This is a genomic window from Trichococcus sp. (genome assembly GCF_055118575.1).
In genome coordinates this window covers 16,432-29,470 of the sequence record NZ_JBSQPW010000013.1, presented here as the reverse complement: position 1 = coordinate 29,470, position 13,039 = coordinate 16,432, and the positions used below count along the sequence as shown (strand labels likewise).

The 13,039-nt window shown below is 48.0% G+C and carries 10 protein-coding genes; all 10 read right to left on the bottom strand.

Annotated elements, in window-relative coordinates:
- Positions 1 to 91: 91 nt before the first annotated feature.
- Positions 92 to 994: an Hsp33 family molecular chaperone HslO gene (gene hslO / locus ACTCCX_RS05150; RefSeq protein ID WP_463275044.1), complete on the bottom strand. Its 903-nt coding sequence runs from the start codon at positions 992 to 994 to the stop codon at positions 92 to 94.
- A gap of 157 nt (positions 995 to 1,151) precedes the next feature.
- The gene (gene ftsH, locus ACTCCX_RS05145; protein WP_463275043.1) at positions 1,152 to 3,260 is read right to left on the bottom strand and encodes an ATP-dependent zinc metalloprotease FtsH; all 2,109 of its coding nucleotides are present in this window, start codon (positions 3,258 to 3,260) and stop codon (positions 1,152 to 1,154) included.
- 122 nt (positions 3,261 to 3,382) lie between these two features.
- Positions 3,383 to 3,922: a hypoxanthine phosphoribosyltransferase gene (hpt, locus tag ACTCCX_RS05140; RefSeq protein WP_463275042.1), complete on the bottom strand. Its 540-nt coding sequence runs from the start codon at positions 3,920 to 3,922 to the stop codon at positions 3,383 to 3,385.
- Between the two features lie 18 nt (positions 3,923 to 3,940).
- A complete protein-coding gene (gene tilS, locus ACTCCX_RS05135) occupies positions 3,941 to 5,338 on the bottom strand; it encodes a tRNA lysidine(34) synthetase TilS (RefSeq protein ID WP_463275041.1) in 1,398 nt (465 codons plus the stop codon).
- Positions 5,339 to 5,426: 88 nt separating this feature from the next.
- Positions 5,427 to 5,906 (bottom strand): S1 domain-containing RNA-binding protein, encoded by a 480-nt coding sequence (locus ACTCCX_RS05130; RefSeq protein WP_068559014.1) that lies wholly within the window; start codon positions 5,904 to 5,906, stop codon positions 5,427 to 5,429.
- A gap of 87 nt (positions 5,907 to 5,993) precedes the next feature.
- Positions 5,994 to 6,428: an FtsB family cell division protein gene (locus tag ACTCCX_RS05125; protein ID WP_463275040.1), complete on the bottom strand. Its 435-nt coding sequence runs from the start codon at positions 6,426 to 6,428 to the stop codon at positions 5,994 to 5,996.
- Between the two features lie 106 nt (positions 6,429 to 6,534).
- Positions 6,535 to 6,813 (bottom strand): RNA-binding S4 domain-containing protein, encoded by a 279-nt coding sequence (locus tag ACTCCX_RS05120; RefSeq protein ID WP_463275039.1) that lies wholly within the window; start codon positions 6,811 to 6,813, stop codon positions 6,535 to 6,537.
- Positions 6,800 to 7,858: a MazG nucleotide pyrophosphohydrolase domain-containing protein gene (locus ACTCCX_RS05115; RefSeq protein WP_463275038.1), complete on the bottom strand. Its 1,059-nt coding sequence runs from the start codon at positions 7,856 to 7,858 to the stop codon at positions 6,800 to 6,802. Before ACTCCX_RS05115 ends, ACTCCX_RS05120 begins: the two co-directional genes overlap by 14 nt.
- Before the next feature lie 43 nt (positions 7,859 to 7,901).
- Positions 7,902 to 9,506, bottom strand: coding sequence for a putative polysaccharide biosynthesis protein (locus ACTCCX_RS05110; protein WP_463275037.1), 1,605 nt, complete (start codon positions 9,504 to 9,506; stop codon positions 7,902 to 7,904).
- A complete protein-coding gene (mfd, locus tag ACTCCX_RS05105; RefSeq protein WP_463275036.1) occupies positions 9,496 to 13,032 on the bottom strand; it encodes a transcription-repair coupling factor in 3,537 nt (1,178 codons plus the stop codon). Before mfd ends, ACTCCX_RS05110 begins: the two co-directional genes overlap by 11 nt.
- Positions 13,033 to 13,039: the final 7 nt, after the last annotated feature.

The window sequence follows — 13,039 nt, the reverse complement described above, 5'->3', positions numbered from 1 at the left end:
CTCAGATAGATTTTACTGATCCGTAAAAACGGATAGATTACATTCATTGTAGGTTACGTGAAACCGCATTACAAGCGAAACGCCGGTGTCATCAGATATTGGCAGCGCGTTTTTCATCAATGGCCGTCACGAGTTCCTGCAGGTCTGCTTCCGAATAGTGGTATTTTTCGCCGCAGAAATGGCAGACAACCTCAGCCCCGTGATCCTCATCGATCATTTCCTGCAACTCGCTTTTACCGATCGAACTTAACCCGCCACCGAAACGTTCTCTTGAACAATCGCAGTGAAAACGTACCGGCATCTTCTCTAATACTTCAACGTTTTCTTCGCCCAATATGCGCGCCAAAATCTCTTCAGGGGTTTCCCCATTTTCCATCAACCTGGAGACTAACGGAATGGCTGCGATATTCTGTTCCACTTTCGTGATGGCTACATCACTGGCGTCGGGCATAACCTGAATCATGAATCCGCCAGCCGCTTTGATCGAATCATCCGTATCTACCAATACGCTCAACCCAACCGCTGAAGGGATCTGCTCAGAATTTGCCATGTAGTAAGTGAAATCCTCGCCCAATTCACCGCTGACCAAGGAAACTTGTCCTGTGAATGGTTCTTTCATACCTAAATCTTTGATGACGGTCAAAGTGCCTTCAGTCCCAACGACTGCGCGTACATCCAGCTTGCCATGATCGTTCAATGCAAGGTTGACGTTTGGGTTTGAAATATAGGCTTTGATATCGCCTTTCCCGTTCGCGTCAGCAAGGATGCGGCCTCCAAGGCCATCCCCATTCACGATGACGGTCATTTTTTCTTCATTTTTCAACCCGGCTGCAGCCAGCAACAAGGTTCCTACCATTGTACGGCCTAAAGCGGCAGAAGAGGCACTCCATGTATCATGCCTTCTTTGAGCCTCAGCAACCGCTTGTGTGGCGTCGATCGCATAGGCACGGAATTGTCCTTCGTAGGCCAATTCCTTAATTAAATAGTCAGTCATGTATAATCCTCCATTGTATTCTTAAATTGTTTCTCTCTTATTCTACTATAGGTCGGTACGAAAGCAACCACACTTTGCTCACTTACTTTTGAGCAGCTGAACGAGTGATGACAAAAAGTCTGGGATGGCCATCCCAGACTTTTTGTAAAACTATATTTTATTGTTCGGTGTCTGTTGCTTCATCCTCTGCTTTTTCACCAACAGCGGGTGATCCGACTTCGGGTGACGTTTCGGTTTCGTCATTAGCAAGCATTTGCTCTTCCTGACGAATTTTTTCAGCCTCTTTCTTTTCAAGAGCCCGTTTGGCCTCTTCAAAAGACTGCGCTTTTTCACTTGGATATTCTTCAGAATTTGAGTCCGAAGGCATTTGACCTGTTTCAAACAGACTACGGATGGTTTTCTCATCCAATGTTTCCAGTTCCAACAATTTCCCAGCGATCAAATTCAGTTGTTCACGGTGTTCTTCGATGATTTGACGCGCTCTGATATGCGCTTCACTCATCATACGACGGACTTCCGAGTCAATTTGGTATGCAATATCTTCAGAGTAAGCTTTGGTTTGTCCATAGTCACGTCCGACGAATACTTGATGATTTCCTTCATACTGAACAGTACCCAATTTTTCGCTCATACCGTATTCGGTAACCATGCTTCTGATCAAGCCGGTAGCTTGTTCGAAGTCGTTGCTGGCGCCCGTAGTTTGGACGTTGAAGACAACTTCCTCCGCCACGCGTCCACCAAGCAAGCCGACAACTTGTTCCAACAACTCATCCTTCGTCATAAGGAATCGATCCTCTTTTGGAAGCATGATTGCATATCCTCCAGCGCGACCGCGCGGAACGATCGTAACTTTGTGGACAATGCGTGCATCGCTCAAGACCATACCCACAATCGTGTGACCGGCTTCATGGTAAGCAACCATTTCGCGTTCGCGTTTGCTGATGACACGATCCCGCTTGGCAGGACCGGCAATGACGCGGTCATGCGCTTCATCCACATCAAGTGCATCGATTTTTGTTTTGTTCCGTCTGGCCGCGACCAGGGCAGCTTCGTTCAACAAGTTTTCCAAATCCGCTCCGGAGAAACCTGGTGTCTGTTGCGCTACAACCTTCAGATTAACATTGCTTGCCAACGGTTTATTGCGGGAATGTACTTTCAGTATCGCTTCTCGGCCTTTAACGTCCGGTCTTCCGACCAAAATTTGGCGGTCAAAACGGCCTGGACGAAGCAATGCCGGATCAAGTACGTCCGAACGGTTGGTAGCGGCAATTACGATGATGCCTTCATTGCCGGAAAAACCGTCCATCTCGACCAATAATTGGTTCAGTGTCTGTTCGCGTTCATCATGTCCGCCACCCATACCGGCGCCACGCTGACGTCCAACCGCATCGATTTCATCGATGAAGATGATTGCAGGAGCAGCTTTCTTGGCTTGATCGAACAAATCACGCACACGGCTGGCGCCGACACCGACGAACATCTCCACGAATTCCGAACCGGAAATCGAGAAGAAAGGCACACCGGCTTCACCTGCGACAGCTTTGGCCAACAAGGTCTTACCTGTTCCAGGAGGTCCTTCAAGCAAAACCCCTGCCGGAATCCTTGCTCCAAGGGCCGTGAAACGACGTGGATCCTTCAGGAATTCCACAACTTCGACAAGTTCTTGTTTTTCTTCCTCTGCACCGGCGACGTCAGAAAAACGTACTTTGATCGGTTTCTTGGTAGCATCTTCAGACTTCGTCTTGCCGAAGTTCATGACATTGCGGTTACCGCCTTGTCCGCCTCCAGCTTGACCCATCATCATGTACATGAAGAAGATAAAGATTACGATCGGCAATACGCTGAACAGAATGCTGATCCATGCGCCGGACTGATCTTCTTCCAACGGCACCATCTGTGTATCCGTCGTTTCAGCGATATCAGTGATCTGTTTCAGAGTTTCATCATTCGGTAAAACTCTGGTTGTGAAATTCTTCGTGGTTGTACTGGTCGTATCGTCGAACAACAGCAGATCGCTGGATGAATCACTTACTTCCAGTTCTTGCTCAGTGCGGTATTCACCGCTGATTTCATAAACGCCTGCACCCGGTTGGATCGTAAAGTTATCCACCTCTTCCGAGTTCAAGGCATCCATAAATTCGCTTGATGAAATTTCTTGGCTCGTCTCTGTCTCCATGCCGCCTGTAATCATCGAAACCACTGCAATGATCGCAAGGAAGATCAGCACATAAAAGCCGCTGCTTTTAAGAAAATTATTTTTTTTCATTAGAACCTCCTCGTCAGATATCGTTCTTCGCAGACTTTATCTTACGTCTCATCTTTTTTGTTTGCTCAATATACTGGTATCTCATTAATCATATCATATCTGACCAATTTTAACGAATGATTTTACTCATAAACTTCGCTTTTTAAAATCCCGATATAAGGGAGATTCCGGTACTTTTCGTTGAAATCCAATCCGTATCCGACAACGAACTCGTTCGGAACATTGATACCAATGTAATCCGCTTCCAATTCCACGACGCGGCGTTCTTTTTTGTCCATCAAAGTGACCACTTTGATGGATTTGGCTTTACGGTACTTAAATATTTCGATCAGGTAGCTCAAAGTCCGTCCGGTGTCGATGATGTCCTCCACTATCAACAAATCGCGTCCGTCCACTGTCGTATCCAAATCTTTCAGGATCTTCACATCGCCGCTTGATTCCATTCCGGCTCCGTAGCTGGAAACATCCATGAAATCCAATTCCAGATCGCAGGCCATGGCGCGCGACAAGTCGGTCATGAACATGACGGCACCTTTCAGTACGCCGATCACCAATGGATTTTTCCCTTCATATTCTTTCGTCAATTGCGCGCCCAAGTCTTTGACTACTGCGCTGATTTCTTCTTCACTGTATAATACTTCCTTGATATCAGGATGCAACATTTCTTTCACCTCAAAAATTTATTTAATGTAAATCAATCTGTAATGCGTTTGTTCCTCTTCATTCTCGGACAACCAGACGGACTGGGCGTAGCCCGGCACCCATAAAATACGTCCCTCGCCATCAGTGACAATACAGGCTTTTCGTCTTTCTTCATCCGGAATTTTTTTATCCACAAAAAGCCGGCTCACTTTTTTTGTGAATGGCTTGTTTCTGTTCAAAACGATCTTGTCGCCAGAACGCCGGGAACGTACGATTAAAGGCATAAGTGCCGATTCATCCATGATTCCTAAGCTTTGGGCATCCAAAGGCAGTCCTTTTGAAAACGCATTATCGCTATGAAATAACCCTATTCTACCATGAGATGGCAAGGTTACCCATTTATTTAGCTCCAATTCCTCAGAAAATTCAGAAAAATCGTTCTTGGCCGCATCAGGGGATAAGAAAATAAGTTTATCATACCTTTTTCTGGCCTGCCACCCTCCCGTCAAAGATATTTGCTTTTGGGGGGCTTGGTTTTCGGCAAGATCCATCACAGCAGTCAGTTGGCTCCTTCGGAAGTCATGGCCTGCCGGAATCATCTGCTCCGTCACAAAATGACTGAGTACAAGCCGTTGCAAGGAAACATCACACGCTTGCCATGCGTTCAGATCCAATACCCAGTCCGAATCAACCTTGGTGAACAACGAGTGAAACGCCTGCGCTATGATCGGTTGGACGACTTTCAATACATCCTGCAGATCTTCCGAAAAATCGCCGAAATGTCTGGCTGCTTGCTTATTTTCCGACTTCAGGAGCGGAATGATGCGGTTGCGGTATCTGTTCCGCGTGAAAGTCAGCTCTGAATTGGTGCTGTCTTCCCGATAAGGGATCCCGGCTATTCCGCAAATCTGATAGAGTTCGTCTTTTTGGAAAGATAACAAAGGGCGAACGAGCTGACCACGACCAAAAGCGCGTGAAAAAGCGATTCCGGAGATGCCATTGAGCGTGCTTCCCCTCACCAAACGCATCAGAATCGTCTCCAGTTGATCATCCGCATGATGCGCTGTCGCCAAGTGGGTCGCTTGCCATTTTCCCATTATGTCGGCAAAGAAGGCATAGCGGAATTCCCTCGCCGCCATTTCGAGGTTTGACTTGGGATGGTCCTCTTCGTACCAGTGTTCTGCAAAAAAAACTATCCCTTGGCTCCGGCAGTACTCTTGGATTATCCGGAATTCCTCATCTGACTCTTCCCTAAGATGATGATGGACATGCACTACCGCAAACTGCGGTTGCCATTCCGACGGTAGCTGTTGGACAAGCCCCAGCAACGCCATGGAATCTGCGCCCCCGGATACCGCCAAAAGTACGCGGCTTTCTTTTTCCCAAATCTGCTGGCGTTCCAACTCTTTGCATAGACGCAGAATATATTCTTGCATAACACCCCTGCTCTCTTTCTTCGTAAAGCAAAAAAGAGGGTGCGACAATCGGTTTCCCTTTTGCCCATCCTCTAGAAATTACTGTGTTCTATCCACGTCTGCCGCCACGGCCGCCGCGTTTGCCTTCCGTATTGCGCTTGATGGAAGTCAAACGGTCTTCGCTGTCCTTCAAGAAGCTGCTCATCAAGGAGTCGAAGTCATTTTTAAGACCTTTATCCTGATGTGCTGAGAAATCTTTTCTGCCTTTAGAAAAAGAGCCTTCCGGACGAGGAGTTGTACTTTTTTGATAAGGTCTGCTTTCTCGTTGAGGTCTGGAAACTTCCCCTGCTGGCTTGTCCACAGCTTTGCGGATGGATAAGCCGATCTTCCCATCATCTGCAATGGACATTACCTTTACGGTCACTTCATCGCCAACCTTCAAAACGTCCTTTATTTCCTTAACGAAAGTATCAGAAATTTCACTAATATGAACTAGTCCTGTCTTACCGCCGCCTAAATCAATGAATGCACCAAAATTTGTAATCCCTGTAACTTTTCCTGATACTTTGTTCCCAACTTCTATTGACATAAAAAAAAAGTTCCTCCTTCATTTTTGCTCAGCTAATTATACCACGGATTTTGCAGAAAAAAATAGAATCTTTATTCATTGGCGTATTCATGAATCTGAATCCGCCGCGTTCTCTTGTTTTTCGGCCATTTTTGTCTGATTATCTTCAGGCAGACTGAAAATGATTTCGCCGTCTTTACTTAAATAATATTTACCGCGTGCCAATTTGGCGATGTATTCATCATCCTGCAGCAATTTGACTTCATAGGTCAATTGCGTGTTTTCGTCCTCAGCTTGCTTTTTCTCTGTTTTGGCCAAAGCGATGGCAGCATCCAGTTTCCGGATCTCCAGCCAGTTTCCGACCGTTTTCCACAGGCAAGGCACAATCAGGGCAGCTGCGACGAAAAAAATCAGGGACAATCTTCTCATATGGGCTTTCTTTTCCCTCTGAAATATACGTTTCTGACTATGCTGCGCCTTCGTAAAATCATTTTGCATCACGGTTACGTTGTCAGCTGTCTTTTTTTGCGTCTTTCCCTTCACCCTGATCGCCTCCTTGAAACTTCCATAATCCCATTATCTCCGAACAGTCTTGCTCATGTAAAAGTATAGAAGAAACAACCCGGATTGTCCATGGCCTTTCGCAGCATCAGAAGCGATTTTCTTCCGTTCTGGGTGCAGCCGTTTCGCTGATGAGCGTGTACATTTCCTGCGCCTCATCCTTTTTGGTCGTTTCCACAATTTTGTCAACGCGCACGACGACGGTTTTATTCCCGAATTGCAGCGTCATTTCATCTCCAGCTTTGACAGTCGAACTCGACTTTGCTTGCTTGCCGTTGATCAGGATGCGTCCCTTATCTGCAACCTCTTTAGCGACCGATCTGCGTTTGATCAAGCGGGATACTTTCAAAAATTTATCTAGTCTCATCGGAATTCCTCTTTTCTTTTGCTTTTATCGCTTGCCACATCTTATCGATTTCTTCGATCGTATCAGCCTTCACCCCGTCAAAAACGTGCGGATGGCGCCTGCGCAATTTTCTGTTCAATGTTTCCAGAATATCCTCCATCGTGAAAAAGCCTTCCCGTTCGCCAAACGAAGCATGATAAAAAACTTGAAGCATGACATCGCCCAACTCTTCGATCAGGTTATCGATATCATCGTTCTGGATTGCTTCGGCCACTTCATCACATTCTTCCTTCAGATAGGGCAACAGGCTTTCGTGCGTCTGCGATTGCACCCAAACATCTTTTTCTGCTATGGCATCCATGTAGGCTTGGGTCAACTCAAAACTTTTGGTACGCTCATCCATCTGCAGCGGTGGAACGTACAAGGAGAGCAAGTTGTGCACGCCCTCTAGTCTGTCCATCTCATACAATGGGCACCAGGTCACTTTTTGCAGTTTGGTTCCTGCCGCATCGACCAATGCCACCTGATGCTCATCCGGATATTTCTCCATCAGCTTCAATTTTACATCGCTGGCCACAAATTCATTGAAAACTTGCATGATGATCAAGTGATTACCCAGATTCAGCTGATCCTGATGGAAGGACAGCCCATCCAATAATTGAAAGCCCTCGATCGGATCGATGGCTACAGCCTGAAAGAAATCATCGATGAAACTTTTGCCCCCGACAATCTCCACTTTGATTCCGGCTTGGTTCTGCAATAAATGCTTGACGGAATCCTCTGCAACCAACGGATGTCCCGGCACTGCATAAATGAGATCCTGCGTCTTTGCCTTTTCCAATAAATAGTCTGCAATCTGACGGTATACATCATCAAACTTATCCTTAGCTTCATACACTGCATCAAAGCTTTCGAACTGCACGCCTGCAGCCTTCAGATTCTCGACGACCGGATGTTCCTTGGTCCGCAGATGGACGAATTCAGCTGCCAGCAATCGGCTGTATACGCCGTACGGCAATTGTTCCAAGTCACCGGCTCCAAGGCCCATTATTTGAATTTTACCCATACATTTCTCCTTCTGTACCATTTTTCTATTTTGTGTCATTCGTTTAATCCGGCAATTTGCGCAGCAGTTTTTTCCCGAACGGAATACTTACCCACTCGCGTAACGTAAAGAGTTTCACTTTTAGAATATACCATAAGAATACGACCACACCAGCACAAACTGTCACAGCGGCGATTATGGAATCCATCAGCCGACCTCCATCCGTAAACATATACCTTTCCAGGCCAATCCGGAGCGCCCCAACCGTAACATACAGAACAACGCAGCCGGAGACAAGTTTCAAGAGGAAACGATCACTGGACCAGACATCCCGCAAGGCACGCTCACTCTTGAACCAAAGCACCCACAGCATGGCAGCCAACCCAGCTGTCAAAGCGATGCTTGCCCCCATCGTCCCCAACGGTTCCACCAAGAGCAAATTGCCGAAGAATTTGACCGCCAGACCCGCAGCCAAGGCGAGCAAGGAAATTTTGTACTGACCCAAGCTTTGGAGGATGGAATGATAGGCGGTCATGACAGAAGCCGCAAAAATGGCCAAAATATATACGGAAAGAACAGCGATTCCTTCCCTGTCGCCGAAGAGCATGTTGTTGACGTTCGGTAAAATAGCCAGCAAACCCGTCACTGCGGCTGCCGAAAAGACGCTAGTCATCCGCAACAATGACACGGCGGATCGGGTGAATTCGCTTTGACGATTTTGTGCATGGGCTTGGCTCATCATGGGAATGAAGCTGGCCGAAAACCCGGTCCCCACCACCATACCCAACTGTACAAGTGGTTGCCCACGGTCATAGATCCCCTTGATATTTTTTGCCCAATCGCTCGCCATGCCGCCCTCCAACAAGCCGTTGTAGAGCGTAAATGAATCGATGAGCTGGAACAGGACCAGGACAGCACTCAGGAGGCAAATTGTCGCCCCTTCAGTCGCATAGCGGCGGATCAAGCGTCCCCATCGTGCGGCGGGAGCCTCCTGCTCCAGTCGTTGCCCATCAAGCAATGGTGCAGCCAGATTCCGCCTTTCTTTGTAATAGGCCGCCAACAGGATCAGGCTGCCCAAGATTGCACCGACAGTCGCTCCGCTCATGGCTTGAGCGCCCATCGCATAAAGGTCCCCTTTTGATTTCGTATACACATAAGCCGCAAAAAGGATCGCGCCGACCCGCACGAGCTGCTCCAACACTTGCGAAATGGCAGTCGGTTCCATGCGGTAGTTGCCTTGGAAGTATCCTCGCAACGTTGCCAATATCGGCATCCACAGAAACATCCAGGATACCGACTGCAAAATCGGTTTCAAATCCGGGTCCCCCATCAACACTGCCAGTTGAGCGGAAAAGCCATAGATGCTTACGAACAGGATGCATCCGAAGATACCGAGGATGATCAAACTGCGCTTCAACACCATTCTGCGGGTCCCGCTATCCGGCGTTTCCGCAATCATCTTGGAGAGAAATACTGGAAAGCCAGATAAAGCGAACGTCATACCGATGCCATATATGGGATAGACTTGCTGATAGACATAAAAGCCTGTGTTACCCACCATATTTTGAAACGGCACACGATAGATCGCGCTGAGTATCTTGCTGATGAAGGCAGCCACAGACAACAACAGCGCACCCTTCATCATCTGCTTCAAGCGATTATTTTCCATCTGTCTCTCCCGCTGTTTCGTCCGGTTCAGCTACACAGGCTTTGACGAATGCGTTGAGATGGTTCAGCCATTGACGGTTCGGTAATTTCCCTATGGCCAGGCTGACCACCAATCTGGCATTATTCAGATTGATCTGCGCTTTCAACGGCATTTTGCTGAGGGCTTCGAATACTGCCGGCCCCTGCAAGCGGACGGTTGCTTCCTGCGAGAAGGTGATGGCGATCGTTTCGCCTAAGCGTTTGATCATTTCGATTTGGCTCTTCTCGGCGTAATTTTTGATCAGACCGACCTCCAGCAAATCGGAAACCTCCTGCGGATAATCTCCGAAGCGATCGATAAGATCCGCATCGATTTCATCATAATCAGCTACACTGTCGATACGCTGGATCCGTTTGTAGAAATCGATTTTCTGGCGCTCATCCTCTATATAATCAGCAGGTATGTAAGCATCTATGCTCAAATCGATTTCAACGATGGAACGCTTCGTTCTCGCTTTCATGCCACGTTTGGCTGCGACCGCCTCTCCCAGCATCTCTGAGTAGAGATCGAATCCGACCGAATCAATGAAGCCATGCTGTTGCGCACCCAAAAGATTCCCTGCCCCGCGGATCGACAAATCACGCATAGCGATTTTGAAACCCGCGCCCAGTTCCGTGAATTCTTTGATGGACTGCAACCTTTTCTCGCTAACTTCGGTCAGCATTTTGTTCGGTTGGTACATCAAATAGGCATAGGCAATCCGATTTGTTCTGCCGACACGTCCGCGCAGTTGGTAAAGCTGCGACAAGCCCATCCGATCAGCATTTTCGATGAAGAGCGTATTAACGTTCGGGATGTCCACACCCGTTTCGATGATGGTTGTAGTGACCAAGACATCGTAGCGCCCTTCGATGAAATCCATGATGACATTCTCGAGCTGTACCTCCGTCATCTGTCCATGCGCTACTGCGACGCGGACATCAGGGACGAGTTCGCGTATCTCCTCGGCTTTCTTCTCGATTGTTTCCACTCGATTGTAGAGATAGAAGGCTTGACCTCCGCGGGCCATCTCCCTTTCGATTGCATCCCGGACAGCTCCGTTATTCTGTTCCATGACGTATGTCTGAACCGGATAGCGGTTTGCCGGCGGTGTTTCGATGACAGAAAGATCTCTGACCCCCAGCATCGACATGTGCAGTGTCCGCGGAATCGGGGTTGCCGTCAAAGTCAGGACATCTACTGAAGCTTTCAGCTGTTTCAGGCGTTCTTTATGCTTCACACCGAAGCGTTGCTCTTCGTCGACCACCAACAATCCCAAATCAGCGAAAACGACGTCCTTCGATAAAATCCGGTGCGTGCCGATGACGATATCAACCGTGCCCTTGCGGATGCCGGCCAATGTTTCATCTTGTTGTTTTTTTGTGCGGAAGCGACTCAACAACCCAATTTCAAACGGGTATTCCTCAAAACGTTGCGTCAATGACTCGTAGTGCTGTTGTGCCAAGATGGTCGTAGGGACAAGGAATGCGGCTTGCTTTCCTTCCTGTACCGCTTTGAAGATGGCGCGCATCGCAACTTCCGTTTTGCCGTAACCGACATCACCGACCAACAAACGGTCCATCGGCTTGATGCTCTCCATGTCTGCCTTGATTTCAGCGGCGCTGCGCAGTTGGTCATCGGTTTCAGTATAAGGGAAGGCATTTTCGAATTCTATCTGCTCCGGTGTATCCGGTTGATAGGCATAGCCTTTTTCGGATTCCCGATTGGCGTACAACTCAATCAATTCATCCGCAATATCCTCGATTTTTGAAGCGACTTTCTTTTTCGTTTTCGTCCATTCCGTTCCGCCCAACTTGTGCATTTTTGGCGTTTTGGCATCAGAGGACACATACTTTTGAATCAGGTGGATCTGCGTCACAGGAATGAATAATTTGGCCCCTTCCTGATAGGCGATCGACATGTAATCCTGATGGACGCCGCCGACTTCGATGGTTTCCATCCCTGTGTAAAGCCCGATTCCGTGATTTACGTGGACGACGTAATCGCCAGGATTCAGTTCTGTGTAGCTCTTCAATCGCTCCGCATTCGTCATTTTCTGACGACGCGGCTGCTTCTTCGTAACTTTGTTGAAAAGCTCCTTTTCGGTGACGAACACCATTCTTTCCTGCGGCAATTCAAACCCGTTCGCCATTCCACCGACCAGAATATTCACTTTGTTCTCAATAATAGGGGCGTTCCCTTTAATGTAACTGTGGATGCCGAAATCCGCGAATATCCGTTGCACCTTTTCGGCCCGTTCCGCAGACGGTACCATGACGAAAACTGACATATGCTGTTTGAGCCAACGTTCCATTTCCAGTTTGACTTGCGGCATCTGACTGAAGAAATTGTTCAGTGTGCGGTATTGGAAAGAATAGACTCCTTGGAAACGCATATTTCCGAAACCTCTATGGAAAAGCGCGTAATAGATGCGATGCTGTTTGGACTTTTTGATCACCTCGCGGATATCGGCGCTGAAGTCCTGTGAAGGCAGGAACACGCCTTCCGACACCTTAGCCAACTTCCATTCCGATGATTCACTTTCAATCGTCCTTTCAACCTCAAGGATACGGCTGTAATCGTCCACTATCAGCAGCGCATCTTCGGCGATATAGTCCAAAACCGTAGGCTGTTCCGGATAGACCAAACTTGTGTAGAGTTGCGGGTCTCTGGGCAGTTCGCCGCGCTTCATCCTATCTGTCATCTCGGAGAATACACGGGTCATGCTTTCTTTGGCCTGTTGATTCTTGATGCCTTTGATGGCCTTTTCGGCTTTTTTCTCCACCGCGCTTGCCTGCTGCATAATTCCCTCTTTCGTGAAGATTGTGTCATGCGCCGGCAAAATCCGGACACTTTCGATAGAGTCGCTGGACTTTTGGGTGTAGGCATCAAAAAAGCGCAATGTATCGACTTCGGTATCAAACAGTTCCATTCGCAAGGGGTTCTCCTCGTTCAGAGCGTAGATATCGATGATTCCTCCGCGAATGCTGAACTCGCCCGGGCTGGCAACCATCCGCTCACGGGTATAGCCCATTGCGACCAATTTCTCAGGCAGTCCGTCCAAATCCAAATCCATGCCAACGGAAAAATCAAGGCAATGTGTTTCCCAGATTGAAGCGGGAGAGAGGATTTTTTTGAATCCTGCAGTTGGAATCACGATGATCCCTTTTTTGCCGCTCTTCAAAAAATCCAATGTTTCCACCCGTTGACTGCGGTATTCGGGTGATGAGAAAGCCAGTTCCGCTGCGACCGATTCCTCCACAGGGAAGACATGGAGCGGAACATCCGGCGCCAGTTGGCTGATGTCTTCGTAAACTTGAGTCGCTTGAAGCAAATTCGGGGTCAAGACGATGATCGGCTTCTGCAATTCCTCGAACAGGATACTTGTCAGCAGATTGCGGCCTGACCCAGAGAGCCCCGCCACCAACTGCGGCAGTTCGGCGTTGACTTCAGATAATAATGTCTGTATATTTTTCGAGCTCTTCAAATATTTTTCTATATCTTTCATGAATATT

Excerpts from the sequence above, each read along its gene's own strand:
- hslO (WP_463275044.1), bottom strand. The coding sequence starts at position 994 with ATGACTGACTATTTAATTAAGGAATTGGCCTACGAAGGACAATTCCGT.
- ftsH (WP_463275043.1), bottom strand. The coding sequence starts at position 3,260 with ATGAAAAAAAATAATTTTCTTAAAAGCAGCGGCTTTTATGTGCTGATC.
- hpt (WP_463275042.1), bottom strand. The coding sequence starts at position 3,922 with ATGTTGCATCCTGATATCAAGGAAGTATTATACAGTGAAGAAGAAATC.
- tilS (WP_463275041.1), bottom strand. The coding sequence starts at position 5,338 with ATGCAAGAATATATTCTGCGTCTATGCAAAGAGTTGGAACGCCAGCAG.
- ACTCCX_RS05130 (WP_068559014.1), bottom strand. The coding sequence starts at position 5,906 with ATGTCAATAGAAGTTGGGAACAAAGTATCAGGAAAAGTTACAGGGATT.
- ACTCCX_RS05120 (WP_463275039.1), bottom strand. The coding sequence starts at position 6,813 with ATGAGACTAGATAAATTTTTGAAAGTATCCCGCTTGATCAAACGCAGA.
- ACTCCX_RS05115 (WP_463275038.1), bottom strand. The coding sequence starts at position 7,858 with ATGGGTAAAATTCAAATAATGGGCCTTGGAGCCGGTGACTTGGAACAA.
- ACTCCX_RS05110 (WP_463275037.1), bottom strand. The coding sequence starts at position 9,506 with ATGGAAAATAATCGCTTGAAGCAGATGATGAAGGGTGCGCTGTTGTTG.
- mfd (WP_463275036.1), bottom strand. The coding sequence starts at position 13,032 with ATGAAAGATATAGAAAAATATTTGAAGAGCTCGAAAAATATACAGACA.